Below are 25,458 nucleotides of genomic sequence, written 5' to 3' on the forward strand. Positions count from 1 at the left end.
TTACTAGATTCACTGACTCTATCTATTTATTCGGAAAAGAAAGGATAAATGAAATAGTAAATAAAAAAATAAGAACAGCGGATAAGCAATAAATGTTAAGCTTATCTATCCTTCTTACTTATCTGGTAATAAATGAGGTCCGCAAGATAGCCCTTTCTCTCCACCCCATTTGCAACAGTTTTTAGATAGGACATTCCAGCCTTCTCCATGACACGACCTGAAGCTGGGTTGAGACTGGCATATCGAGCTCTGACATTTTGAAAACCTGCTAGAATAAAACAGAAGTCCAAGACAGCTTTCACGGCCTCCGTCATTATACCATTTCCCCAGTAAACCTTTCCTAGCACATAGCCAATTTCACAAGAAGAATCGTTCTCATCTATTGTAACGATGCTGATATCTCCTATAACTTTCTCCGGATTTTCTTTGAGACAAATGGCCCATTTGTAATAGTTGGGATTTGTATAGGAGGTAACCCAATTACGAATGGAGTTTCGAGTCACCTCGACATCAGGATGAGGATCCCAGGTGACGTAGGTTAGATTCTCAGCAGATGAAGCCCAATTCTGAAACATGGCTTCTGCATCACTTTCCACAAATCTTCGCAAGATTAAACGATCTGTCTGTAACGTTTGCGTACCGATTGATTTCATGACACTACCTCGCTTTCTGATAGATGATTCTCTGCCCAACCTCAATTTAAATTTACTTTGCTTTTGAATTTCAAGGTAATAAGCAAAAAAGGTCCACCGGACCTTCTCACACTTTCTTATTTCAAGGTGAGAGGCTGAAAACCTCCACTGGAGGTTTTCACTCCCAAAAGTTATCGAATACGGTGATGGGTAGGTGGCGTTTGTGTTGACCTTTGTGCCACCAGTTTTCGATTGTTGCTTGGGCTTCTGGGCTGATTGTTTTGCCTTCTAGGTAGTCGTCAATCTCTTCATAGGTGACTCCGAGGGCTACTTCGTCAGCTAGGCCTGGTTTGTCTTCTTCTAGGTCTGCTGTTGGGATTTTTTCATAAAGGGCTGGGTCTGCACCAAGTTCCTTCAATAGTTGTTTTCCTTGGCGTTTATTGAGGCGGAACAGGGGTAAAATATCCGCACCACCGTCACCAAACTTGGTAAAGAAACCTGTGATATTTTCCGCAGCATGGTCTGTTCCAATGACCGCTCCGCTATGGGAACCAGCAAGGGCATACTGAGCAATCATACGACTACGAGCCTTGATATTCCCCTTGTTGAAGTCCGAAACAGGACTACCTGTCGCTTCAACTGCAGCTGTCATGGCATCAGCTGATTCCTTGATATTGACGACTAAACTGACATCTGGCTGGATGAATGCTAGGGCTTTTTGAGCATCTGCTTCATCAGCTTGCACTCCATATGGCAGGCGGACAGCGATAAATTTGTAGCTATCATCTCCTGTCTCTGCGCGCAGTTCTTCCATAGCTAGTTGGGCCAATCGACCTGCCAAAGTCGAGTCTTGTCCTCCAGAAATTCCTAGTACAAAGGTTTTTAGGAAGGGATGTTTTTTCAGATATCTTTTTAAAAAATCAATAGAACGACGGATTTCTTCCTGGGCATCAATCACTGGTTTGACACCCAGCTCTTGGATAATCGTTTCTTGCAAACTCATTCTTCTTCTCCTTCACCAAGGGCTTCCTTGCGCATCTTGTCAATCAAGTCCATCTTATCCTGCCATACATCACGCGCCAAATCCACTGGATAATGCTGCGGATTGAGCACGCGCTTGTATTCATCCCAAAGCTTGTCAAATTCCTTACGAGCATAATCCTGAATCTCAGTCAAGCTAGGCAGATTATAAATCAATTTTCCGTCTTTGAAGATATCCACCAAGAGAGGAACAGCATCAAAATTACGAACGGTCTTCTTGATGTAGGTATAAGTCGGATGGAACATCTTGATTTCTGTCATGCTGGCAACATCTACGCCGTCATAAGTGATGTAGTCACCCTCTGACTTGCCTTTTTCACGACTGGTAATGCGCCACACCTGCTTCTTACCTGGCGTAGACACTTTTTCCGCATTATTAGACAGCTTGATGGTATTACGCATCTGGCCATTTTCATCTTCAATCGCAACAATCTTATAAACTGCCCCAAGAGCTGGCTGGTCATAGGCCGTAATCAGCTTGGTACCCACACCCCAGACATCAATCTTGGCCTTTTGCATCTTGAGGTTGAGGATAGTATTTTCGTCCAAATCATTAGAAGCATAAATCTTAGCCTCTGTAAATCCAGCATCGTCTAGTTGCTGACGAACTTTCTTGGAAATGTAGGCAATATCCCCAGAGTCAATCCGCACACCCATAAAGTTAATCTGGTCACCTAGCTCACGCGCCACCTGAATGGCAGCTGGAACTCCGATGCGAAGGGTGTCATAGGTATCCACAAGAAAAACGCAATTTTTGTGGGTCGCAGCGTAAGCCTTGAAAGCCTCATAGTCGTTACCATAAACCTGTACCAAAGAATGGGCATGGGTCCCCAAGACAGGAATGTCAAAGAGTTTACCCGCACGTACGTTACTAGTTCCATTAGCACCACCAATCACCGCTGCGCGTGTTCCCCAGATAGCCGCATCCATTTCTTGCGCCCGACGTGTTCCAAACTCCATCAAAGGTTCATCTTCGATGACCGAACGAATACGAGCTGCCTTAGTCGCTACTAATGTCTGGTAGTTGACGATGTTCAAAAGAGCCGTTTCGACCAATTGACATTGGGCTAGAGGGCCTTCCACCTGTACAATCGGTTCATTAGCAAAAACCAGGTCCCCTTCTTGGGCAGAACGAACCGTCAACTCCAACTTGAAATTGCGGAGATAGTCCAAGAATGCCCCATGATAGCCTAGCGACTCCAAATAGGCTATATCACTATCTGAAAAACGCAAATCTTCAAGATAGTTCACAATTCTTTCCAAACCTGCAAAAACCGTATAGCCGTTCTTAAAAGGCTGCTGGCGGAAATACACCTCAAAGACCGCCTTTTTATTGTGAATCCCTTGGTCAAAGTAAACCTGCATCATGTTAATCTGGTACAAGTCCGTGTGCAATGTCAAACTATCATCTGGATACATACTTTTCCTACTTCCTTAGCTAGAAACCCATGAAAATTTTCAAAAACTTTCATGTATTCCAATAAATTAGTACTATTATATCACATTTTAGCTGGATTGAGAAAAGAGTAACAAGCTATTTACCACTCTCCAGTTCATCCATATCCTGTTCAAACTTTTTCTGAGCCCATTCACCAAAATTTCTTAAAGTTAGGTTTCCAATAAAAACCCATGGAAGATAAAGAAGATAAGTAAGGATCCAAGCAGACAGATATTTAAAATTCAAAGGATTATGCTGATAAATCTCAACATTGAACTGGTAGTTCTGGAGCATCAAGATGGCTGTAATTGCAAGAGTCACTAGTAAGCATCCCAAAATCGTAAAATGAAATCGGCTATAATAGGTCACTCCGAGATTTCGAGCACGGTTAAAAAAGTAAAATGTCCCTATGATGATAACGATAAGCAGCATATTAGGATTAAAAAGGCTTGGTGCCAATACTGCAATCATATAAGATAAAAGCAAGAAAGCTATAGAGATATAGAAACTTTCAGCCCCCGCTTTATTGATCAGTTGTTCTTCTCTTTCGTCTAGTAATTGATAATAAAAAAATCTATTTTTCATCTTCTTCCTCCCAAACTTGCTGATTTCTGCGATTCAAGTATAGAATCACTCGGTCCATAGAATAACTCCCAACGAGATAGATGATAACTGCTAGAACCACTTTTAGGGAGTACTTCCAAGTCAATAGATTGACCAGTTCCTCGCGATTTCCTACGATATCAATCAATAAAATCACTATAGAAAATCCCAAAGCAGATAAAATTCTTTCTTTTCCAGTATTCTCAACAATATCTCGAATATCAATTCCTACATACATGCGGCGAATAATGGCATACAAACCGACTCCAATCAATAAAAGTAATTCTGGTAAATAGGATAGAAGCGTTAAATTAAAAATATAAACTTTGGCAAAAATTTCCAGTGCCAAAAATAGGTACATACCCAAGAGAATTTCTCCTGAAATATTTCCATCCAATTTTTCCGTACGTTCATCTTTGATAACAAGTTTTTTTCTATTTTTCATCTTCTTCCTCCCAAAATAGTTGGTCTAACGTTTTGCCTAAGCATCTGCATATGGACTGACAGAGCGAGAGACTAGGATTATATTTCCCTGCTTCTATCAAGCCGATAGTCTGCCTCGTAACACCCACAGCTTCTGCCAAATCACCTTGTGTCATATCAAGCTCCACACGAGCTAGTTTTAACTTTAAATTTTTAGCCACTAGCATCCTCCTTCTATTTTTTAAAAAGTTGCGCTTCTTTTCAAAAATATTATACCATATATCTAACTTAATGCAATATATAAATGTCATTTTGTAAAATTTTATTAACAAAAAACTCTCTACCATAAAAAATAGAGAGTGTTAAGTTTAAATATAGGATTTCAAAATATCAACGACATCACTTCTTTTCTTAACCTTATAGACCTTAATTACCAATTTCTCAGTTGCCATTTTATTGTCCTCCATATCGTCTAGAAAGACACAATTTGTAGAATTTAACTGGTATTTATCGAGAATCCCTTTCATACTTATGTCAAGAACCCCTCTTTGCCTTATACTTTCATCTTCTCCTTACAAATCCTTTTGGTAATAATATCTTTGCCCAATGTAGGGATAGTCTTGTAAGGTAAAGACTTTCTTGTAGCCATGCCTTTTATAAAAATCTGGAGCTTGAAACTGGTAAGTATTGACAAAAGCAAAACGACAGTTTCGATTCTTAGCTTCAGTTTCTGCTTGCTGCAATAGGTTTGAACCGACTCCTTGCCCTCTCAGTTCTTCTTTTACAAATAAATACTCGATTTCTAGCCAATTTCCAAAAGTCTCTGCTATCAAACCTGCCAGGAGATTTCCCTTTTCATCTTCGACATAAAGATTAAGTGGCTCACTTTCAGCCTCTTCTCTTTTTGAACGGTTATAAGCACGAATCAAATTCCCAATTTCTTGTGCTTTCTGAGACTCCTTATTTTCCAATCTAAAGTACATCCAAACCTCCTTGAAAACTGATACAGCTTGTATTATAGTCTTATTTCAAAAGACTGTCAAACTAGCAAAAACCCACCAACCTGAGTTGATGAGTCTTTAATCTATTTTCTAAATTTCCACTGGCTATAAATACCGAAACCGATAATCCAGATAGCTGAGCCGATTGCTCCTACAAAGGTAGACTCTTGTAAAAAGAGGGTTACAAAGACAAAGGCAAAGAAGAGCATGGTTAAAGGATTTAGGAAACGATAATGGGGCATGAGATAGCCATCCGCCATAAAGTCTGGTGACTTGCGGTATTTAAGGTGAGCCACCATGATTAAGATATAAATAGCGATATAAACACCTGATGATGATGCCGTAATCAAGGCAAAGGCATCCGAAACTCCTGGCAAGACGTTGATAAAGGCTGCTAGGGCAATCAAAATCGCTGAGGCGATGATGGCATTTTGTGGCACATTGTGGCGAGAAAGGGTATCTGCCTTGATCGCTTTTAGGAAGCGATTTGGCGAATCATGAGCAATCTGATACAAATGGCGCCCTGTTGAATAAAGGGTTGAGTTAAGAGCAGATGCTGCTGAGGTCAAAACGACGAAGTTAATCAAGGCTGCTGCCCACTTGACACCGGCCAATTCAAATACTGTAACAAAAGGTGAATCAGCAGAAGCCAGTTCACGCCATGGAATGATAGCCATGATGGCTAAGAGGGCACCCCCATAGAAAAAGGCGATACGCAAAGGAATTTCCTTAACGGCTTTTGGCAAGACCTGACGTGGATTTTTTGTTTCTGAAGTCGTTACCCCGATAAACTCAATCATGAGGTAGGCAAAGAAAACCATCTGGAAGGCCATGACAAAGTTGACACCTCCATTTGGGAAGAGGGAGAAATTATCAGCAATATTGGCCAAACTTGCTACTCCATGAGGTGTCTTAAAGCCTGTCAAGACCATAAAGACTCCTGTTGCAATCATAGCTAAAATAGCCACAATCTTAACCATCGCAAACCAAAACTCAACTTCCCCAAAGAGCTTAACCGCAATCAGATTAACCAAGGCTAGAATGGTCAAAAATCCAATCTCAATCATCCAACTTGGCCAAGTTGGGAACCAAAATTGCACATAATGTGCGATAGCAGTGATTTCCGCCATACCGATAAAGACAACAGATAGCCAGTAAGACCAAACCGAGAAATAGCCCCAGCCCTTACCCAAATGACGCGTGATAAAGTTGATAAAGGTATGTTGCTCAGGATCTTGGTAGAGCATTTCCCCAACCGCACGCATCATGAGGAACATGAAGGCCCCAGTAATCATATAAATCAGTACAATGGAAGGACCTGTTAGGCTGATAGAGCGACCTGCTCCCAGAAAGAGTCCTGTTCCGATTGTTCCTGCAATGGCCATAACCTGCACGTGACGATTGGTCAGACCACGCTCCATCTTGTTTTTTTTCTTTGAACTCATATAGTCTCCAATTTCAATTTAATTTATACTCAATGAAAATCAAGGAGCAAACTAGGAAGCTAGCCGCAGGCTGCTCAAAACACTGTTTTGAGGTTGTAGATAGAACTGACGAAGTCAGTAACACATACATATGGCAAGGCGACGCTGACGTGGTTTGAATTTGATTTTCGAAGAGTAGCAAAATGGAAAAAGGAGTGAGTGAAGCGCACAGCCTCCCCACTCCTTTCTTCTGTTTTAGGCTGTTTTTTCAACCTTCAAAATTTTTACATCATAGCTACCAACAGGCGTTTCAATGGTTGCTGTGTCACCTGTTTTCTTGCCAATCAAGGCTTGTCCAATTGGGCTTTCATTTGAAACCTTACCTGCAAAGGCATCCGCACCAGCTGAGCCTACGATAATATAAACTTCTTCTTCGTCCTCACCAATTTCTTGGATGGTGACTGTTTTACCAATCGCTACTTCGTCTTGGGCAACTGAGTCGCTATTGACGATTTCAGCGTAACGGATTTTTGTTTCCAAGCTAGAGATTTGTCCTTCGACAAAGGCTTGTTCATCCTTAGCTGCTTCGTATTCACTGTTTTCAGAAAGGTCACCGTATGAACGAGCAATTTTAATGCGTTCTACCACTTCTGGTCGGCGGACCAATTTCAATTCTTCTAATTCTTTTTCCAGTTTTACCTTTTCCTCAAGGGTCATAGGATATGTTTTTTCTGCCATTTTTCTCAACTTTCTTCTAATGATATTCTCTAAAGAAAATTATGTGAAGCATCACATAATTTTAGTTTGTTTGGTTTAACTTGCTGTTGACATGTTCAGCAACATTCCGATCATGTTCTTCTTTATTGCTAGCATAGTAGACCTTACCATCTGTCACATCTGCAACAAAGTAAAGGTTCTCACTCTTAGTCTGATTGATACTTGACTCGATAGCATCCAAGCTTGGGCTATCTACTGGACCAGGCATGAGGCCTAGATTTGTATAAACATTGTATGGTGAATTAATCGATGTATCGATTCCAGCATCATCGGCAAGACTAATCTTCTGACCAAGTTTGCCTTGAGCATACAAGATGGCAATATTGCTTTGAAGTGGCATACCAAGATTCAAGCGATTGTAGAATACACCTGCAATCAACTTACGATCGTCAGTCTTAGCTCCTTCTTTTTCGACAAGAGAAGCAATGGTCAGCAATTCATTGACCGTCAAATTCTTAGACTTAATCGTACTGTAATGAGGTGCCAAAGTCTTGTCCATAGCTACCAACATCTCATCAATCAAGCTTTCAATAGTTGTGCTTTCCTTGATAGAGTAAGTAGCTGGGAAAAGGAATCCTTCCAAACGGTAACGAGCTCCACTTTCCTTTGTAGGCAAGCTTTCAAGTAGACTAGGATATTTGGCAACTTCTTGACTGATAAAGTTCTCATCTTGAACTTTTGCTAGGAAAGCATCCGCTGTCAAAGGCTCTTTGAAGTCCCCTTGCAATTGACCTACCGCTTGTGCCATTTGATCAATCGTATAACCTTCTGGAATTGTCAAAGTCGCAAGGACAGGTTCTTGAGCTTCAGCTGTTCCACCTTTTTGTAGTTCGTGGATGATATCTTCTGTACTCATGCTCTTTTGCAAATTGTAATAGCCAGACTTCAAATCTGAATAATTTTTATATTTCGCATAAAAAGCAAAAATCACTCCGTGTTTAATCAAACCAGACTTTTCAAGAGTTGAACCAATTGTTTGAACATTAGCTCCTTCTGGGATTTGCACTGTCACATATTGTTTAGATGAAGCATCCACAGGCTGTAAAGATGACTGAACATACTGATAACCGAAGTAACCACCTGCCGAAATCAAGGCAAGGAAAATCAGTAGAGAAATGAAGAAGGCCTTGAAGCCAGATTTTTTCTCTTTCTTAGGCTTAACGGGTTTCGCTCCCTCTCTACGGCTACGACGTGGAGTTTCAGGCATTTCTTCTACAACTTTCTTTTCCACTACTGGTTTTGAAGTAGGAACTTCTCTTTTTACCTCTCTCTGAGCTTCTGTCTTATAAGAAACAGCTACCCTCGTTGGGATTTCATTAAATTCCTTTTCTACTTTTTTAGGACTAACAGGTCCTGGAGTTGGTCTTGATACTCCCTCCGCTGATGGAGTAGAAGGTCCTTCTTGACTCGGATGACTAGGAGCAAGTGGAGCTTGTCTTACAGCCTCTTCTGCGGGAGAAGAAGGCACATCTTGACTTGGATGACTTGGAACACCAGGAGTTTCTCTTTGAATCTCATCTGCTGGAGAAGCTGGTACATCTTGACTTGGGTGAGTAGGCACGGTAGGAGCTTTTCTCATAATCTCCTCTACAGCTGATAGAGAATCTTCCATTAGCTCTTCTATCGACTGGTCATTTTTAGAAGAAAATTGGGGTTTTATTGAAGCTAAATCAACTTCTTCCTGATCTTCTTCATATTTTTTAACTCGTTCTAAATCTCGTAAAATCTGCTCTTTAAAGCTTAATTTTTCTTCTTCTCTTGACTTTTCACTCAAAAGTTTTTCCTCCTCGTTGACAATCCATAATATTATATCTTAAAAGTCTAGGAAAAGCAACCTATGATGCCTTGTCTTGCCTATTTTTTAGCTTCCCAGACCATATCATACCAAGTTTCCCCTGCAAAGGTTGACTGGGACAAGCCTTCGTTGACAAATCCGTGTTTTTCATAGTAGGAGATGAGATAGTCATGACAGGTTAGGTTAATGCCTTCTCTCTCATCTTCAAGAGCCAGTTCTTTCAAGGTTGTTAGCAATTTCTGACCCAGTCCGAGGCCCTGTGCCTCCTTGGCAATCGACAGACAGGTCACAGAGATATATCCACCAGGCTCATGACTATAGTCTTTTATGTCTTCTGTAAAAGACTGGTCTTGCAGATGGCGGTGGGGGCCAACTGGCCCTTCTATATAACCCATAATCCTGCCTGCTTTTTCTGCAACCAGAAACGAGGTCTGAATTTCTCGCAAATGTGCCTCAAAAACAGAGCGAGGAATGGCTTCTTCAATCGAGAAATTTTCTAGTTCAATCTCAACAATCCGGTCCAAATCTTCTAATTTTGCTTGTCTGATTTTCATTGTACCTCCAGATAAAAGGGATTAAACCAAATCATACTAAAACCCTGGCTAGTTACATAAAGGGAGGTTTCTTCATCAATAAAACCGTTCATTTCAAAATAGGAAAGCAGCTCATCAGGACTCTCCAAACGAATCCCCTTGTACTCCAGCTCAACTGCCACCTCTTTCAAGGCTGCAAGAAGAAGTGTTCCCAAGCCCTGTCTCTGATGGTCAGACTCAATGACTAAAGAAAGTACTTTTAGACATTGCGGATTGTCTGACTGAGGACTTGATAGAATATAGCCTAAAAGTTGATTTTCATCCCTAGCTAGAAGAAAGGTATCCGCACACTTACGGATACTTTCTTCTAAGATATGGGAAGGTTGCTGCTTTTCAGCTGGATAAGACGAAGTTTGAAGTGCCTCTATCTCAGCCAAATCAGACTTACTTGCCTGAATAATCTTAATTGGAATTTCCATGAGAACATCCTATTGAACATTACTTGTCAAGTTTGACAAGAGACGCTCAAATGAGTATTCATAGGTTTGGATGTCTCCTGCTCCCATGAAGACATAGACTGCATTATCATGGTCAAGGAGTGGAGAAACATTTTCAACAGTGATCACTTGGTGTTTTTTGTTGATTTTTTGGGCTAGGTCTTCTACCTTAACATCACCATGATCTACTTCACGAGCTGACCCATAAATTTGCGCTAGGTAAACAGCATCCGCTTGGTTCAAAGCGTGAGCAAATTCGTCCAACAAGGCAATGGTTCTTGTAAAAGTATGCGGTTGGAAGACTGCTACAATTTCCTTGCTTGGGTATTTCTGACGAGCTGCATCCAAGGTCGCAATAATTTCTGTTGGATGGTGGGCAAAGTCATCGATAATCACTGTATCATTGACAATTTTCTCAGTGAAACGACGCTTAACACCAGCAAATGTTTTCAAGTGCTCACGCACCAAGTTCAAATCAAATCCTGCTGTGTAAAGAAGACCAATAACGGCTGTCGCATTCATGATATTGTGACGACCAAAGGTTGGGATGTGGAATTGACCCAATTCTTGTCCACGGAAATGAACGGTGAAGGTTGAACCAGTTGTTGAACGAAGAAGCTCACTAGCTACAAAGTCATTACCTTCTGCTTCAAAACCATAATAATAAATTGGTGCATCAGACGTAATTTTACGTAATTCTGCATCTTCACCATAGACAAAAAGACCCTTGGTAATTTGTTTGGCATAGTCGTTAAAGGCATTGAAAACATCCTCGAGACTTGTGAAATAGTCTGGATGGTCAAAGTCAATGTTGGTAATAATAGAGTATTCTGGATGATAAGGCATAAAGTGGCGCTCATATTCGTCAGATTCAAAGACAAAATATTTGGCATTGGCCGAACCACGACCTGTCCCATCTCCAATCAAGAAGCTAGTGTCTGTGATGTGAGACAAGACGTGTGACAACATACCTGTCGTTGAAGTTTTTCCATGCGCTCCTGCTACTCCCATGCTAACAAAGTCACGCATAAAGCTACCAAGGAACTCATGATAACGTTTGTAGCTGATACCATTTTGGTCCGCATAGGCAATTTCGACATTGTTATCTGGACGAAAGGCATTTCCAGCGATAATTTCCATATCACCGTCTAGATTCTTTTCATCAAAAGGAAGAATAGTAATTCCTGCCTGCTCAAGACCGCGTTGGGTAAAGTAGTACTTTTCAACATCTGATCCCTGAACCTTGTGCCCCATCTGGTGCAACATCAAGGCCAAGGCACTCATCCCTGATCCCTTAATTCCGATAAAATGATATGTCTTTGGCATGTTTTCTCCCCTATTCTGTAATTCTGGTCAGATTCAACTCTTGGGCAACCCGACGTTCTTGTTCTGTTTGTTTACTTTTTTTATTGTAGATTTGGCTCTTCTTTAGAAAATCATAGTTGTTTTTCTTTGGAGCAGGTGCTGACACTTCTTCATTCTTGGTAGGGATAGAATGAACTTCTTCCGCCAAGATATAATGAGACTGGGTCAATTTTTGGCTATATTTGACAAATTCACCAGGATTTTCCTTTTGGAAAGGCGCTGTCGGTTGGTTGCCCTGTCTAAGAAGGCCTGATTTAGAATGACGTCTCGCACGGCTGAAATCCTGAGTTAGATAGTTAGCAGAGCGTTTCTTTTTCAAGTCTGCACGCGCTTCTTCACGCGCCACCTCTGCATAGCTCTTTCCTTCTTTTTTAACCCCTAAAGGAGCTTTTTTAGGTTTCTCGACTTGCTTTTCAATCGGTTTTACTGGCGCCTCTTCAGTAATAGGAGCCCATTCTAAATAATTTTTATCTCGATACTCACCCTTGATATTACTGATCAGATCAGACTCATCATACAAGTTCATGACTGGCATTTCAGTCAACATGACCTCGTCATCTGACACCAATGGAAATCGTTCTTGTTTCATTTTCTATTTCCTTTCAACACTTCATTATAGCGTATTGTCTTGATTTTTCAAGTGCTGGCTTCAGAAATTCCCAAAATTTCTCTAATTTCTGCTAGGGTCAGACTGCCACGTGACTCTGTTCCGTCCAATACTTGCGACACCAGATGTTTCTTTTGTTCTTGGAGTTCCTGGATTTTTTCTTCAATGGTTCCCTTGGTCACCAAGCGATAAACCTCAACCGTTTCTTCCTGACCCATCCGATGGGCACGGCCAATGGCTTGCGCCTCCACCGCAGGATTCCACCAAAGGTCAACCAAAATAACCGTATCAGCACCTGTCAGATTCAGACCGACACCACCAGCCTTGAGGGAAATCAGAAAGGCATCTCTTTCCCCTTGGTTAAAGGACTTGGTCATGTCTTGTCTTTCCTTGGCTGGGGTTGAACCCGTAATTTTAAAGGATGTCAATCCCAAGTCTGGCAGTTCTTGTTCAATTTTCTCCAACATTCCCTTAAACTGCGAGAAAATCAAGACACGGTGTCCGCCGTCTGCCACCTGTACCAGCAGGTCTCGGAGACTATCCAGTTTGCCACTGGCTCCCTGATAATCTTCCATAAAGAGGGCAGGAGTGTCACAGATTTGGCGCAAGCGCATCAGACCAGACAAGATTTCCACTCGACTTCGTTGGAATTCTTGGTCTGACACCTGAGCTAAACGGTCTCGCATCTGTTGCAACTGGGCTAGGTAAATAGCCTTTTGCTGGTCTTCCAGTTCATTCTTATAAACCACTTCGATTAAGTCTGGTAATTCAGTCAGCACTTCTTCTTTCTTGCGCCTCATAACGAAAGGCTTGATAAACTGAGCCACTCGCTCTGCTGGCAATTTCATAAATTCTTTCTTGCTTGGCAAAAGTCCTGGCATGACGATTTGGAAAATAGACCACAACTCACCCAGATGGTTTTCAATCGGTGTCCCTGACAGAGCAAAAACTGACGGCACCACAAACTGTCTCAAGGTCTGGGCAATCTTGGTCTGGGCGTTCTTCATGACCTGAGCCTCATCTAAGAAAAGGAAGTCAAAGGCCATCCCCTGATAAAGCTCACTGTCCTGACGGAAGGTAGCATAGCTCGTCACATAGATTTGATGGCTTTCAGCAAGAATCTCCTCACGACTAGCTTTCAAACCATGAACAACAGCCACATCCAACTGTGGGGCAAATTTCTGAAACTCATCTGCCCAGTTGTAAATCAAACCTGACGGTGCTAAAATCAAGACTCGACTTTCTTTTGTCACTTGACTGGTCAAAAAAGCAATGGTCTGAAGAGTTTTCCCCAATCCCATATCATCAGCCAAAATCCCACCAAAACCATAATGATAGAGCATTTGTAGCCAGCTGATTCCCTTTTCCTGATAATCTCGCAAATCAGCCTGAACCTGAGTTGCTTGTCTAGGGAAGTCCTCTGGATGCGTCAAATCATGAGCCAGATTCTGGAATTCTTGTGAAAAAGAAACACGATCTCGTCCTTCAAAGAGATGGGCTAAACTGTAGGCCAAGGATTTCCGAGCCTGTAAGGCCCCATCTTTTAATTCAAATTGCCCCAATTCCTGTAAATTTTGGCGAATTTTCTTGGTTTCTTCATCGAAAAAGTAGACTTGGTTAGACGAATCAATATAAAAATCTTGATTGGCAACCAAGGCCTGCATGGCTTGATCAATTTCCTCTTGGGCAATATCTTGAAAATCAAACTGGATTTCCAAGAGACCTCCCTTGGAAGCAATCTGCACTTGAGGACTTGCTAGACTATAAAGTTCTGCTAACTTGTCTGATAGGTCAACCTGCCCGAGTTTTTCAAAGACCGGAATAATTTCGTGAAAGAAATGATATACAGACTCCGCTTTTAGTGCCTGACGCCAAGATTGAAAATCGGCTTCAAAGCCCGCAGTCAAACAGACTTGGAAAATTCTTTCTTCTAAGTCCGCATCACTCGAAAATGGTAATTCTTCTAGCTCTTGTCGGCTTGATACCTGCCTATCCCCATAATCAAACTGAATTTCTAAACGAATCCGATTATCCTCTTCCCTATCAAAGTAAAAAGAGGGCGCAAAGGATTTGATTTGTAACCGTTCTGGAGATGAAACGGTCCCCATCTGGTTAAAGAGAGTCAGACAGGAAGCTAACTTATCGCGGTCACTGCTATCAAATTGCAGGTATTTCTTTCCTTGTTGATCCACAGGTAGCGCTTTAATTTCCTTGAGAAGACGCATCTGCTGGTCTGTTAGAAAATAAACCTGTCCTTTATGGAAAAGCACAGCTCCCTGATAAAAGACATTGACCCTAGGAATCTCACTGATTTCCATTTCAAAATAATCTAAGTATTCTGTTACTGTAAAGGCAAATAGATTAGCATCAGCATGCATATCCTGAAAAAGTAGAGTCTGGTAGCTATCCACTTGATGATCAAATTGAAAATGCGGCAAGGTCATCAGTAAATTCACACCCTGCTCAAAAAAAGTCAGAGGGAAAAAGAGGTGCCGACCTTGGTTTTGAAAAAAGAGGTCTGGAGCCAATCCTTCCTCCGTTAATCCGCGCAAGAAAGTCAGAAGTTCTTGGCCGGCCTCATCAAAGGCTTCCCAAGAAAGAGACTCCTCATAAATCTTGCCAATCATATAAGACTTTCTCTGCTCGACAATCCTTAAAAAGAGTGGAATATCCCGAATGACATAGTATTTTTGGCTATTGATTTGGCCAATTCTCAGAGTCCACAAGATATGATTGGTTCCTGCTTCCACCTGCCCCACAGCCGATAATTCATAGGCACGTTCTGATTTTGGAGACAAGATTCGGTCCAAAAATTTGCCACCCAAGGTCACCTTGGTTTCAACGGCCTCTTTTTCTTCATGACCTTCTTCTAGACTCTGCAAGATTTCCTGACCACGCTCATCATTTTTTAGAAAATGCTCCAACGCTGCCAAATGCACACAGTAGCCCCTCTTTTGGAAAAAATCGCAAGCACAAAAAACCAAATCATCCTCTAAACTATAGCGCAGTTCTTCTTCTGCAACGCGAGCGTAGAGCCGATTATTCTTTTCCTTGATGATGTCAACCTTACCAGTTTCATAAAGGGCAACGCCTTCGATACGGACTTTCCCCGGAATCAATTTAGCCATATTTTTACCTTTACCTTATCTTTTTATTATACCATATTTTCCCCTATGAAAATAGCCTTCTAGGATGACTTTTCTCCTAGAAGGCTGGATTTTTAACGTTTGGCAAAAGTCGTCACAATCCGCTGACAAACTTCTTGCAGCAGAGATTTAGGCATGGCTACATTGAGACGGGCATGGAGACTTCCTTCCTCCCCAAAATCCAAACCACGGTTGAGGATAACCTTAGCTTCATTTCTCAACAGCTCTTGTAATTTTTCATCAGTCAGGTCATAGGCTGAAAAATCAAGCCAAATCAAGTAGGTTCCTTGCGGTTTCATGACCTTGATTTTAGTCTCTCTTCCAAATAGTTCCACCACATAATTAATATGGTCTTCAAAGACTTGCTTGAGTTCCTCTAGCCAATCCTTCCCGTATCGATAAGCAGCTTCTGTCGCCAAATAGCCCAAGCCTGAAATTTCATGCTGATTATTGGTCAACTGGCGTTTCTGGTAAGCCAGTCTCAACTTAGGATTTTCAATGACTGCATAGGAATTTTTTGTCCCAGCAATATTAAAGGTTTTAGTGGCACTGGTCAAGACGATAGCAAATTCTTTAAAGTCAGGGTTGACAGTATTGAAGGAATGATGCTTGTGACCAAAGAGGGCCAAATCTTGGTGAATCTCATCTGAAACCAAGAAAACACCGTGTTTTTGACAGAGTTGGCCAATCTTGTCCAACACTTCCTTTTCCCAAACACGTCCACCAGGATTGTGAGGATTGCAGAGAATATAAAGTTTGACATCCTCTTCCACCAAATCCTTTTCAAGTCGGTCAAAGTCAATCTCAAACAGACCATCCTTTTCCACCAAAGAATTGGTAATCAATCTACGGTTGTTCAACTTGACACTGCGAGCAAAAGGTGGGTAGACAGGTGTGTTAATCAGAACCGCCTCACCTTCTTTTGTAAAGGCTTGAATAGCTGTTGAGATGGCTGGTACCACACCCTCGATAAAGACAAGAGCCTCTTTGTCAAAGTGGTAGCCGTGTTGTGTGGTTTCCCACTTTTGAACTTCCTTAATTAACTCTTCACTGGCATAGGTATAGCCATAAACCAGTTGGTCTGCGTAAGTCTGCACAGCTTGGCGGATTTCAGGCAAGACTACAAAGTCCATATCCGCTATCCAAGCTGGTAGAACTTCACTATCCGTTTCCGCCTCTTTCCATTTATAGGTATGGTGCCCTAAACGGTTTGGCAGGCTTGTAAAATCATATTTTCCCATCTTTGTCTTATCCTTCTAATGCTTGGTGCAAATCTGCAATCAAATCTCTAGCATCCTCAATCCCAATAGACAAACGCAAGAGGTCATCTGTCAAACCATAAGAATGGCGCACTTCTGCCGGAATATCAGCGTGAGTTTGTGTCGTTGGATAAGTAATAAGACTCTCTACTCCACCCAAACTTTCCGCAAAAGAGAAGACCTTGAGGCTGTTCAAAATGTGAGGAATGCGTGTTTCATCCGCTACTTTAAAGGAAATCATGCCTCCACGACCAGTGTAGAGAACTTCCTTAACTGCTGGAGAATCCTTCAAAAAGGCAACCACTTCTTGGGCGTTAGCTGTTGAGCGCTCCATACGAAGAGACAAGGTCTTGAGACCACGAATCAATTGATAACTGTCAAATGGAGACAAGACTGCCCCTGTCGTATTGAGATTGTAGAAAAGCTTCTCGTATAGTTCTAAACTATTGGTCACAACCACTCCAGCCAAGACATCATTGTGGCCTGCTAGGTACTTGGTTGCTGAATGAAGAACGATATCTGCTCCATCTTCAATCGGACGTTGGTAGATAGGGCTGTAGAAGGTATTGTCCACCACCACTTTAGCACCCTTAGCATGAGCCAATTTGGCTAGTTTTTCGATATCAAATTCCAACATCAAGGGATTGGTTGGTGTTTCGATATAGAGAACATCCACGTCCTTTTCTAACTCGGCAATCAACTCTTCTTCTGTATTGGCATAGGTAAAATGGAAACGGCCTTCCTGCTCCACTTGATTGAACCAGCGGAAAGAACCACCGTAAAGGTCACGGACAGCCAAAACCTTACTTCCTACTGGGAAGACACTAAAGGCCAGTACAATAGCTGACATCCCTGAGCTAGTCGCTAGCGCATAGTCTGCTGACTCAATAGCCGCCAAGACTTCTTCAGCCTTACTGCGAGTTGGGTTTTTAGTACGCGTATAGTCAAATCCAGTAGATTTACCAAACTCTGGATGCTGATAAGTCGTTGAAAAATGAAGCGGTGTCACCAAAGCTCCTGTCGCTTCATCTGACTTGATACCCGCCTGGGCCAAAATTGTGTTGATGTGTAATTCCTTGCTCATACAATTCCTCCAAATCTATAGTAACTATTGTACCACTTATTTTCATCAACTCATTTTCTTCTTTTCAAGAGCTAGTTATAGTTTTAAACTATAGACTTATACTCTTCGAAAATCTCTTCAAACCACGTCAGCGTCGCCTTACCGTAGGTATATGTTACTGACTTCGTCAGTTCTATCTGCAACCTCAAAACAGTGTTTTGAGCTGACTTCGTCAGTCTTATCTACAACCTCAAAACAGCGTTTTAAGCAACCTGCGGCTAGCTTCCTAGTTTGCTCTTTGATTTTCATTGAGTATTAGCTAGTAAAGCTAAAAAGAATCCAGAAAAGCTTCCAGATTCTTTTGTGAAAATGATTGCTAGGGTTTACTTTAATCGAAAGAAATCCTGTTGGGCTAAATAGTCATAATGGTCTTTGTTAAATTGATACTGGCCCATATGCTGACTAATCTGACCGACATCCACGGAAAAAATGTAGACTTCATTTTGATAATACCAATTAAGTCTAACTGTATTCAAGACTGTCTTATAAGTAAAATCTTGAACTTGATTCCAAGGCATCTCTACGACTTGATTAGAACGATTCTCAGTCACATCACTGATATCCATCAAGTAGATCCCCTTAGGTGTGAATGCCAGAATCTTAGGCTTCACACTCGACTGAACATAGTAGGAACCACCTATAATGAAAAAATCAATAAAAGATTTCAGCCATGTCTTTTTCTTGAAGGCCATCAGAAAATTCTTTTTCCCTTCAATATGACAAGTTGACAGAAGTGATGCAATCTGTTTTTCTGTTGCAAACTCCATAATAGCACCCATGATGATACCTCCATAAAAATCACTAAATAGCCAGTTAAGAATTCTTCACATAAAAGAAGAACTTATCATTTGTTGCATTTTATCTTACTTTTTCAGTAAATAACATCCCTCCTATAAAATCGTTCTAGCATGTGCATACTTCAGTTAACACTGGGTAGATTTTCGAAAATAGTTTCTCACGTTTTTATTATATTCATTATAACATAAATTTAATAAACCAATTAAAAAATGTAAGCATTTTCTTCCAAATTTATAGTAGATTGAATCTAGAATAGTACGTTATGGCTGTTAAAACATTTCTAGAAATTAATTTGACTTTCCTAACCGATTTGTTCACATCTTGTTTCAATCTACTATACCATCATTCTATTAAAAAACGACAGCTCCTTTCGAAACCATCGTTTTTCTTGAAAAATCCTTATTTGACATGTTTTGCCAATTCTTCTTGGGCTTTTTTATTAGATTCTTCTTTTTCTTTCAACCATTTTTCTTTGGCTTTTTCATATTCGTCTTTCGTAACTGTCTTATCTTGTACTTTGAGGTATTTATATGATTCGACCCCTTTATTACCAGCTAATGAATACGGTGAAGAGAAAGGAACTGTTTTTCTCAATGTTGGTGTTCCGCCTAGTGAAACATTTGGAATTGCTAGAGAGCTATCTACCAACCAAGCTTGGGCATCCGCATATTTTTCATAACGTTTAGCCGGATCTTGCTCCTTATTAGCTTCTTCCAACATTTGAGTGTAGACGTCTAGTCCAACAGCCTTGGCCTTGTCATTGGCTTCACCCGGCTCTAAACCTAGATTTTGCAACACTCCACCGGAATTAATATTAAAAATATCAAGGTAGCTTGATGGATCTTGATAGTCTGCGCTCCAGCCACCGTTGTATAGATCGTAATCCTTCTGAGCTGCAGTCTGAGCCAAATAGCTTGTATTATCAAAGTCTTCAGTAGAAAGTTGTTGAATATCAATTACAACATTTTCTGCACCTAAGGCTGCTTCAATAGATTGCTTCATAGAATTTGCCTCTTGGACACCCTTTTTAGCAGCTTGGTCAACAGTCATGTCCAAGTGGATAGGGAATTGAACTCCTTTGGCTTGGAGTTCTTTCTTAGCTTCAGCAAATTTGGCTTTGGCTTTTTCAGCATTGTAGTATGGATCCTGAGCATCCGCAAAGTTGATGCCTTGCCATTCCTTACCATAGTTGACCATCTTAGAGGCTACTACTTCACCAAAGTCTTTTCCGTTGATACTTACGAAGTTTGGAGGAACAACCAAGTTACGCAAAATCTTAGTTGCACCATCTTCTCCCTGAGATTGAGCCCCGTAGGCTGTACGATCATAGGCAAAGTTGATGGCTTGACGGAAGTTTTTGTTAAGAACCGCTTCTTGAGTCGATTTCTTCTCAGCATCACTTGTTTTTGAAGTGAATTTATAAGATTTTCTATCTAGGTTAAAGTTCAAGAAGTAAGAAGTAGCATCTTGTAAACTATAAATGATATTATCCTTATTCTTCTCTTTAATCCCTTCAAAGCTTGAACTATTTGGATAGAGACGAGCGTAGCTATAGGCTCCCTCTACATAGTTACGAGCCAGTGCATCTTGGTCACTACCATCATAATAGGCCAATTTGACATCATCTACAAAGACATTTTTAGCATCCCAGTAGTTAGGATTTTTCTTGAATTCGATGACAGATTTTGAAACAAAGGATTTCATCAAGAAAGGTCCATTATACAAAATGCTAGATGGGTCTACCTTCCCAAAATCATCCCCTTTTGATTTCAAGAAATCTGCATTGACTGGGAAGAGAATGGTTGAAGTTGTTTTTGAGTTCCAATAAGATTCTGGTCGTGTCAAGGTATATTGAACAGTTTGGTCATCAAGAGCCTTAACTCCGACAGTTGAAAAGTCGCTTGTTTTACCAGTGATATAGTCATCTAATCCAGCAACGGATTCTTGCACTAAGTACAAGGCTTCTGATTTTTTATCAGCCGCATATTTCAAACCAGTGACAAAATCTTGGGCAGTTATAGGAGCATATTCTTCTCCATCTGCAGTATACCATTTAGCATCTTTACGCAGTTTGTAGGTATAGGTCAAACCGTCCTTAGAAACACTCCAATCCTCTGCCAAAGATGGAACATAATTTCCATACTGGTCATTTTCCATGAGACCATCTACCAGATTGGTCACAATATCATTTGTTGTTGCACGGTTTTCTGCTAGATAGTTTAAACTAGACGGATCACTAGTATAAACATAGTTATATGTTTTTGACCCTGTGCTAGAATTTCCACACGCACTTAACAAAATACCTGCACTTAACACGACACCCGCAAGTGCTGCATACTTAGCTTTAGACTTTTTCATTTCCAGAACCTCCTGATTTAAATATTTGTTTTATTATACAAACTAACTACTTTTTAGTCAAGTGTTTTTTGACATAAAATTCAATTACTTTCATTATTTATTCTCTGTTTTACATTTCATATCCAATTCTAACAATAAAAAATGAATAAGAGAGTGTTTTGATTTTTAAAAAACTCAACTTATTCATTTTATTTATAAATTATTTTTTTAAGAAATTTTTAATTTTGCTCGCAGGCGATCTGCTTGGGCTTTTCCAATCACCTTATCCAACAAACGGGTACGGAGACTCATGACCCCGTATACTCCTCCACCCATGGCACCAACAAGAGCTACATAAAGAAAGCTCCACAAACGTCCACTTGGTTGGAATACAAAACCTAAAATCCACTGGATGGCACCTACACCGATGAACATAACAAGGGTCAACAAACTGATTAAAATGGTTCGCTTCAAAATCACCTTGCGCTTAACACCAGTTACTTGACAAATGTCCCGATACATCAAGACATTAGGAATGATGAGGCCGATGGTTGTGGAAATCAAAGGCCCGTAACTGTGAAAGAGAGCGATGGTTGGAAGTTGCAAGACCAGCTTGGCAAGGGAACCATAGATAAAATAGAGAACTGCCTTGCGGTTGCGGAACATGGCTTGAAGCATTGGAGACAAGACCATGTACAAGCCTAAAATAGTAGACTGCAAAACTGCAAAGACAAACAAGCCCATGGCCAAACTATCTGGCTTCCCATAAAAGACTGTGTAGAGGGGTTCTCCTACCATGACCACTCCAACCGTTGCTGGTAACAGGAATACAAAAAGCATGGTAATGCTGTCCTGAACGAGACGAGAAGCTGCCTTCAAGTCCCCCTTGACATAGTTTTCCGTCAAAAGCGGCAAACCGACACCCCCAATTGAAACCCCTACAGAAATCAAAATCATCGTGATTTTATTAGGATTGGCTGAGAAATAAGAAAACATGACAATTAAGTCTTCATTACTGTAGTTGCTAAACCACTTCATGCTATTGATAAAGGTATTTTGGTCCAAGATTTGGAAAAGCTGGATGGCAGACCCTGTCAAGATAAAAGGAATGGCTTCCTTAATGGTATCGACCAAGAGACGCTTGCTGTTAATCTTATCCCTCGTTTCAAAGACTCTTTTGAGTAACCCTTCTTGAGCAAGGAAATAAATCAAAACTGCAAAACTGGCTACCATACCGACAAAGGCCGCAAAGGTCGATTGGGTAACGGCTGCTAGGTAATCTCCTGAACCGAGCTTCATAATGATAAAGGTTGCTAGGAGCATCCAGATAACACGAATGATCTGCTCAGCGATTTGGCTCATGGCATAAGGTTTGAGGTTATTCATTCCTTGGAAAAATCCTCGGATAACACTCATAGATGGGAAAATCAAGACTCCCCAAGCCAAGCTTTGCATGATCGGTATCAAGTCTTTGCCCACGCCAGATAAGTCTGCTAGCCAAGGAGCAAAGACATACAAGATTAGGGCAAAAACGAGGCCTAGTCCTGTCATAAATCCTAAAAAACTCCGAATCAGGGCAAAGCTATGCTCCTCTTCTCGCATGGTATTATACTTGGCAACTTGCTTGGCCACCGCAACTGGAATACCTGCTGTTGAAACCAGCAAGAACCAGGCATAGATATTATAACCCATGGTAAAGAGACCATTGGCCGTAGCTGCATAAGATCCCATCCAGATATACCAAGGGATAATATAGATGGCCCCAAGCAGGCGACTGATAAAGTTACTAGCCGTTAACCAAGCAGTCCCCCGTAACATCTGGGCCTGCTGGTGATTGTTTTCGTGCGACATAGATTCCTCATTCAATTTTGATAACTAGGAAAAACTCCTTATCTTCCATTATAAACTTTTCCTTGTTACTTGTAAATTTGCGACTTTCGGTTTACAATAGAAAGTATGATTAAGATTGAAACCGTATTAGATATATTAAAGAAAGATGGTCTCTTCCGCGAGATTATCGACCAAGGACATTATCACTACAACTACAGCCATGTCGTATTTGACACCATCTGCTATGACAGCCGCAAGGCCAAAGAAAAGAGCCTCTTTTTCGTCAAGGGTGCTGCCTTTAAGAAGGAATTTCTGCTTTCTGCCATCTCTCAAGGCCTCGGTTGGTATGTGGCTGAAAAGGACTATGAGGTTGGTATTCCTACCATTATCGTCAGTGATATCAAGAAAGCCATGAGTTTGATAGCCATGGAATTTTATGGCAATCCACAGGAAAAACTTAAACTCCTGGCCTTTACTGGTACCAAGGGTAAGACAACAGCAGCCTATTTCGCCTATAACATTTTGTCTCAAGGACAGCGACCTGCAATGTTGTCGACCATGAATACAACTCTAGATGGCAAGACTTTCTTTAAGTCAGCATTGACAACCCCTGAAAGTATTGACCTCTTTGATATGATGAATCAGGCTGTGCAAAATGACCGTACCCACCTCATCATGGAAGTATCCAGTCAAGCCTATCTGGTCAAACGTGTCTATGGTCTAACCTTTGATGTGGGAGTTTTCCTCAATATCAGCCCAGACCATATCGGCCCGATTGAACACCCTAGCTTTGAAGACTACTTCTACCACAAACGTCTCTTGATGGAAAATAGCCAAGCAGTCATCGTTAACAGTGACATGGACCACTTTTCTGTCTTGAAAGAACAAGTGGCAGATCAAGACCATGATTTCTATGGTAGCCAATCAAATAATCAAATCGAGAATTCCAAAGCCTTTAGCTTTTCAGCTAGTGGGAAACTGGCTGGTGATTATGATATCCAACTGATTGGTCACTTCAACCAAGAAAATGCCGTTGCTGCTGGACTTGCTTGCCTCTGTCTCGGAGCTAATCTTGAGGACATCAAAAAAGGAATTGCTGCAACCCGAGTTCCTGGTCGTATGGAAGTCCTTACTCAGAAAAACGGAGCCAAGGTCTTCATCGACTATGCCCACAATGGGGATAGTCTGAAAAAACTCATCAATGTGGTTGAAACTCATCAAACTGGAAAAATTGCTCTGGTTCTGGGTTCGACAGGAAATAAAGGTGAAAGCCGTCGTAAGGACTTTGGCCTCCTCCTCAATCAGCACCCTGAGATTCAAGTCTTTTTGACTGCTGATGACCCCAACTATGAGGACCCAATGGCCATTGCAGATGAAATCAGTAGCTACATCAATCATCCTGTTGAAAAAATTGCGGATCGCCAAGAAGCCATCAAGGCAGCTATGGCTATCACAAATCACGAATTAGATGCAGTTATTATTGCTGGTAAGGGAGCAGATTGCTACCAAATCGTCCAAGGAAAAAAAGAAGCCTATCCTGGAGATGCCACCGTAGCAGAAAATTATTTATAATCACAAAACAAGGCTAGGAAACATTCCTAACCTTGTTTTAGTTTTTAAAGAAAATTAATCTTTCCTTATCAAAATCAACAGCCAACTCATACTTTCCATCTTCATTTTGCACAATATAGCCTAGAACGACCAAACTGTCCACAAAGATATCACGTCGTTTCTGCATGAGCTGGTCTTTTTTGAGAAATTTCAACAAAAAAGTCGTCATATATTTGAGAGCATACTCAGGATTGACATCTCCTAAAATGTCATAAAGTTCCTGCTGTTTTTCTGTCAAAGGATACTGATGTTTGACCTTGTAGAAATAATTGGACAGAGTCATTTTTGTTCGCGCAAAATCGGTCTTTTCAACTAAAATAGCTGCATTGGTCTGATTGCGCAATTCCGTCTCAAAACTCTGATCCAACAAGGTTTGATAGACTGGACTATCTTCTCTGACAAAAATCTCTTGATCCAGTTCGAGACTATCAAGTGATTCCAGAAAAGGAAGATTGAGATAATAACGCTTATTTTCTCGTAGAATCAAACCAGCCTTTATATATTCTTCCATGAGTTTATCAACTGCTACATCTGGGAATTGGGCCTTGATTTCCCGTAGAATCACATCATCATTCTGGTCCAGATAGCGGATCAATTCTCTAAAAAATGGCTGTCTCGTCAAACGAGAGGGATTAAAAATCTGAATCATGAAGATTCCTTTCTTTACATTCTAACAGAGGCGATGCTGCCAACTGACTAGGATTGGTCCCAGCTTGGTTTAGAGGCACAGGCAGACCAATCTCCCTATAATATTCCCTCCAAAAATCACTAATCTCCTGCTCACCATCTCCAAATTTCATGGGAATAGTTTCAAAAATCGGTAGGATTTCTGCTATATACTGGGAGCAGTAAAAACCAACTCCATCTGGATAGAAAGAAGCATTATAGGGAGCTCCAAGATGTTTGCAAGCTCTCTCCTTGACAGACTGAATATCTAGTTCTGGGTAAACATAGAGGTCGTACAAATGATTGGGCTCAAAGAAGTCTGCGGGTTCCTGACAGATAACACCCGCCTTTCCACTAGCGTGGTAAATCATCTCATCCAAATAAATGGCAACATGACTATAGTTGCCTGTGGAAGTCTGGATGGCCTGCCCCATGTCCGACTCATCTCTCACAAAAATCAAATCGCCATTTTCTAACATACTTCACTCCTAGAAAAAAAGGAGCCGAAACTCCTTTCGATATAAGGCAAACTAGCCTTTCCTAATTTGAACT

24 protein-coding genes are annotated in these 25,458 nt (G+C 41.1%); 1 reads left to right on the forward strand and 23 read right to left on the reverse strand.

The window, feature by feature from the left end:
• Positions 1–101: 101 nt before the first annotated feature.
• From N8M09_RS09575 to N8M09_RS09675, 21 genes are all read right to left on the reverse strand, one after another.
• Positions 102–653, reverse strand: coding sequence for a GNAT family N-acetyltransferase (locus N8M09_RS09575; RefSeq protein ID WP_261065006.1), 552 nt, complete (start codon positions 651–653; stop codon positions 102–104).
• A gap of 157 nt (positions 654–810) precedes the next feature.
• On the reverse strand, positions 811–1,635 hold the full coding sequence (gene nadE, locus N8M09_RS09580; protein WP_261065007.1) for an ammonia-dependent NAD(+) synthetase: 825 nt from the start codon (positions 1,633–1,635) through the stop codon (positions 811–813).
• On the reverse strand, positions 1,632–3,092 hold the full coding sequence (locus N8M09_RS09585; RefSeq protein ID WP_261065008.1) for a nicotinate phosphoribosyltransferase: 1,461 nt from the start codon (positions 3,090–3,092) through the stop codon (positions 1,632–1,634). Before N8M09_RS09585 ends, nadE begins: the two co-directional genes overlap by 4 nt.
• A gap of 115 nt (positions 3,093–3,207) precedes the next feature.
• Complete coding sequence (locus tag N8M09_RS09590) at positions 3,208–3,696, reverse strand: DUF6773 family protein (protein ID WP_261065009.1); 489 nt, start codon at positions 3,694–3,696, stop codon at positions 3,208–3,210.
• Positions 3,686–4,159, reverse strand: a complete 474-nt coding sequence (locus N8M09_RS09595) for a DUF6773 family protein (RefSeq protein WP_000797309.1) — start codon at positions 4,157–4,159, stop codon at positions 3,686–3,688. Before N8M09_RS09595 ends, N8M09_RS09590 begins: the two co-directional genes overlap by 11 nt.
• On the reverse strand, positions 4,149–4,358 hold the full coding sequence (locus tag N8M09_RS09600) for a helix-turn-helix transcriptional regulator (RefSeq protein WP_001107501.1): 210 nt from the start codon (positions 4,356–4,358) through the stop codon (positions 4,149–4,151). Before N8M09_RS09600 ends, N8M09_RS09595 begins: the two co-directional genes overlap by 11 nt.
• Before the next feature lie 147 nt (positions 4,359–4,505).
• Positions 4,506–4,664 carry a hypothetical protein gene (locus N8M09_RS09605; RefSeq protein WP_261065010.1) on the reverse strand — a complete coding sequence of 53 codons (159 nt, stop codon included), beginning with the start codon at positions 4,662–4,664 and terminating at the stop codon, positions 4,506–4,508.
• A 45-nt stretch (positions 4,665–4,709) separates the two neighbouring features.
• Positions 4,710–5,120: a GNAT family N-acetyltransferase gene (locus N8M09_RS09610; protein WP_261065011.1), complete on the reverse strand. Its 411-nt coding sequence runs from the start codon at positions 5,118–5,120 to the stop codon at positions 4,710–4,712.
• 101 nt (positions 5,121–5,221) lie between these two features.
• Positions 5,222–6,583: an amino acid permease gene (locus N8M09_RS09615; protein ID WP_023938452.1), complete on the reverse strand. Its 1,362-nt coding sequence runs from the start codon at positions 6,581–6,583 to the stop codon at positions 5,222–5,224.
• Positions 6,584–6,817: 234 nt separating this feature from the next.
• Positions 6,818–7,300, reverse strand: coding sequence for a transcription elongation factor GreA (gene greA, locus N8M09_RS09620; RefSeq protein WP_261065012.1), 483 nt, complete (start codon positions 7,298–7,300; stop codon positions 6,818–6,820).
• 61 nt (positions 7,301–7,361) lie between these two features.
• On the reverse strand, positions 7,362–8,951 hold the full coding sequence (gene mltG, locus N8M09_RS09625; protein WP_419991731.1) for an endolytic transglycosylase MltG: 1,590 nt from the start codon (positions 8,949–8,951) through the stop codon (positions 7,362–7,364).
• Between the two features lie 242 nt (positions 8,952–9,193).
• Positions 9,194–9,688, reverse strand: a complete 495-nt coding sequence (locus N8M09_RS09630) for a GNAT family N-acetyltransferase (protein ID WP_261065014.1) — start codon at positions 9,686–9,688, stop codon at positions 9,194–9,196.
• Entirely contained in the window at positions 9,685–10,146 is a 462-nt protein-coding gene (locus tag N8M09_RS09635; RefSeq protein ID WP_261065015.1) for a GNAT family N-acetyltransferase, read from the reverse strand. The genes N8M09_RS09630 and N8M09_RS09635 overlap by 4 nt, the downstream gene beginning before the upstream one ends.
• Positions 10,147–10,155: 9 nt before the next feature.
• Positions 10,156–11,490 carry a UDP-N-acetylmuramate--L-alanine ligase gene (murC, locus tag N8M09_RS09640; RefSeq protein WP_033677684.1) on the reverse strand — a complete coding sequence of 445 codons (1,335 nt, stop codon included), beginning with the start codon at positions 11,488–11,490 and terminating at the stop codon, positions 10,156–10,158.
• Positions 11,491–11,500: 10 nt separating this feature from the next.
• Entirely contained in the window at positions 11,501–12,118 is a 618-nt protein-coding gene (locus N8M09_RS09645) for a divisome accessory protein ZapJ (RefSeq protein ID WP_016398587.1), read from the reverse strand.
• Between the two features lie 47 nt (positions 12,119–12,165).
• Entirely contained in the window at positions 12,166–15,264 is a 3,099-nt protein-coding gene (locus N8M09_RS09650; protein WP_261065016.1) for a pilus expression-regulating Snf2 family helicase, read from the reverse strand.
• A 92-nt stretch (positions 15,265–15,356) separates the two neighbouring features.
• The gene (locus tag N8M09_RS09655) at positions 15,357–16,523 is read right to left on the reverse strand and encodes a MalY/PatB family protein (RefSeq protein WP_261065017.1); all 1,167 of its coding nucleotides are present in this window, start codon (positions 16,521–16,523) and stop codon (positions 15,357–15,359) included.
• A gap of 7 nt (positions 16,524–16,530) precedes the next feature.
• Complete coding sequence (locus N8M09_RS09660) at positions 16,531–17,625, reverse strand: cystathionine gamma-synthase (RefSeq protein ID WP_000031937.1); 1,095 nt, start codon at positions 17,623–17,625, stop codon at positions 16,531–16,533.
• 362 nt (positions 17,626–17,987) lie between these two features.
• Entirely contained in the window at positions 17,988–18,443 is a 456-nt protein-coding gene (locus N8M09_RS09665) for a hypothetical protein (protein ID WP_261065018.1), read from the reverse strand.
• A gap of 418 nt (positions 18,444–18,861) precedes the next feature.
• Positions 18,862–20,820, reverse strand: coding sequence for a peptide ABC transporter substrate-binding protein (locus N8M09_RS09670; protein ID WP_261065019.1), 1,959 nt, complete (start codon positions 20,818–20,820; stop codon positions 18,862–18,864).
• Between the two features lie 207 nt (positions 20,821–21,027).
• Complete coding sequence (locus tag N8M09_RS09675; protein WP_261065020.1) at positions 21,028–22,650, reverse strand: putative polysaccharide biosynthesis protein; 1,623 nt, start codon at positions 22,648–22,650, stop codon at positions 21,028–21,030.
• A gap of 105 nt (positions 22,651–22,755) precedes the next feature.
• On the opposite strand from N8M09_RS09675, the gene N8M09_RS09680 reads away from it, so the two are divergent.
• Positions 22,756–24,201 carry a UDP-N-acetylmuramoyl-L-alanyl-D-glutamate--L-lysine ligase gene (locus tag N8M09_RS09680; RefSeq protein ID WP_261065021.1) on the forward strand — a complete coding sequence of 482 codons (1,446 nt, stop codon included), beginning with the start codon at positions 22,756–22,758 and terminating at the stop codon, positions 24,199–24,201.
• Between the two features lie 37 nt (positions 24,202–24,238).
• Here the strand turns inward: N8M09_RS09680 and N8M09_RS09685 are convergent, their stop codons facing one another.
• Positions 24,239–24,889 carry a DUF1803 domain-containing protein gene (locus N8M09_RS09685; protein WP_261065022.1) on the reverse strand — a complete coding sequence of 217 codons (651 nt, stop codon included), beginning with the start codon at positions 24,887–24,889 and terminating at the stop codon, positions 24,239–24,241.
• Entirely contained in the window at positions 24,873–25,385 is a 513-nt protein-coding gene (locus tag N8M09_RS09690; RefSeq protein ID WP_261065023.1) for a YiiX/YebB-like N1pC/P60 family cysteine hydrolase, read from the reverse strand. Before N8M09_RS09690 ends, N8M09_RS09685 begins: the two co-directional genes overlap by 17 nt.
• Between the last annotated feature and the right edge of the window lie 73 nt (positions 25,386–25,458).

The organism is Streptococcus mitis, from assembly GCF_946190375.1.
Taxonomy (GTDB): Bacteria; Bacillota; Bacilli; order Lactobacillales; family Streptococcaceae; genus Streptococcus; species Streptococcus mitis_CJ.

Bases quoted from the DNA above. Each gene is read 5' to 3' on its own strand.
- N8M09_RS09650 (WP_261065016.1), bottom strand. From the start codon at position 15,264: ATGGCTAAATTGATTCCGGGGAAAGTCCGTATCGAAGGCGTTGCCCTT.
- N8M09_RS09685 (WP_261065022.1), bottom strand. From the start codon at position 24,889: ATGATTCAGATTTTTAATCCCTCTCGTTTGACGAGACAGCCATTTTTT.
- N8M09_RS09575 (WP_261065006.1), bottom strand. From the start codon at position 653: ATGAAATCAATCGGTACGCAAACGTTACAGACAGATCGTTTAATCTTG.
- N8M09_RS09590 (WP_261065009.1), bottom strand. From the start codon at position 3,696: ATGAAAAATAGATTTTTTTATTATCAATTACTAGACGAAAGAGAAGAA.
- nadE (WP_261065007.1), bottom strand. From the start codon at position 1,635: ATGAGTTTGCAAGAAACGATTATCCAAGAGCTGGGTGTCAAACCAGTG.
- N8M09_RS09680 (WP_261065021.1), top strand. From the start codon at position 22,756: ATGATTAAGATTGAAACCGTATTAGATATATTAAAGAAAGATGGTCTC.
- N8M09_RS09670 (WP_261065019.1), bottom strand. From the start codon at position 20,820: ATGAAAAAGTCTAAAGCTAAGTATGCAGCACTTGCGGGTGTCGTGTTA.
- N8M09_RS09630 (WP_261065014.1), bottom strand. From the start codon at position 9,688: ATGAAAATCAGACAAGCAAAATTAGAAGATTTGGACCGGATTGTTGAG.
- N8M09_RS09595 (WP_000797309.1), bottom strand. From the start codon at position 4,159: ATGAAAAATAGAAAAAAACTTGTTATCAAAGATGAACGTACGGAAAAA.
- N8M09_RS09635 (WP_261065015.1), bottom strand. From the start codon at position 10,146: ATGGAAATTCCAATTAAGATTATTCAGGCAAGTAAGTCTGATTTGGCT.
- N8M09_RS09690 (WP_261065023.1), bottom strand. From the start codon at position 25,385: ATGTTAGAAAATGGCGATTTGATTTTTGTGAGAGATGAGTCGGACATG.
- murC (WP_033677684.1), bottom strand. From the start codon at position 11,490: ATGCCAAAGACATATCATTTTATCGGAATTAAGGGATCAGGGATGAGT.
- N8M09_RS09655 (WP_261065017.1), bottom strand. From the start codon at position 16,523: ATGGGAAAATATGATTTTACAAGCCTGCCAAACCGTTTAGGGCACCAT.
- N8M09_RS09610 (WP_261065011.1), bottom strand. From the start codon at position 5,120: ATGTACTTTAGATTGGAAAATAAGGAGTCTCAGAAAGCACAAGAAATT.
- N8M09_RS09665 (WP_261065018.1), bottom strand. From the start codon at position 18,443: ATGGGTGCTATTATGGAGTTTGCAACAGAAAAACAGATTGCATCACTT.
- N8M09_RS09615 (WP_023938452.1), bottom strand. From the start codon at position 6,583: ATGAGTTCAAAGAAAAAAAACAAGATGGAGCGTGGTCTGACCAATCGT.
- N8M09_RS09645 (WP_016398587.1), bottom strand. From the start codon at position 12,118: ATGAAACAAGAACGATTTCCATTGGTGTCAGATGACGAGGTCATGTTG.
- greA (WP_261065012.1), bottom strand. From the start codon at position 7,300: ATGGCAGAAAAAACATATCCTATGACCCTTGAGGAAAAGGTAAAACTG.
- N8M09_RS09585 (WP_261065008.1), bottom strand. From the start codon at position 3,092: ATGTATCCAGATGATAGTTTGACATTGCACACGGACTTGTACCAGATT.
- N8M09_RS09675 (WP_261065020.1), bottom strand. From the start codon at position 22,650: ATGTCGCACGAAAACAATCACCAGCAGGCCCAGATGTTACGGGGGACT.
- N8M09_RS09660 (WP_000031937.1), bottom strand. From the start codon at position 17,625: ATGAGCAAGGAATTACACATCAACACAATTTTGGCCCAGGCGGGTATC.
- mltG (WP_419991731.1), bottom strand. From the start codon at position 8,951: ATGGAAGATTCTCTATCAGCTGTAGAGGAGATTATGAGAAAAGCTCCT.
- N8M09_RS09605 (WP_261065010.1), bottom strand. From the start codon at position 4,664: ATGAAAGGGATTCTCGATAAATACCAGTTAAATTCTACAAATTGTGTC.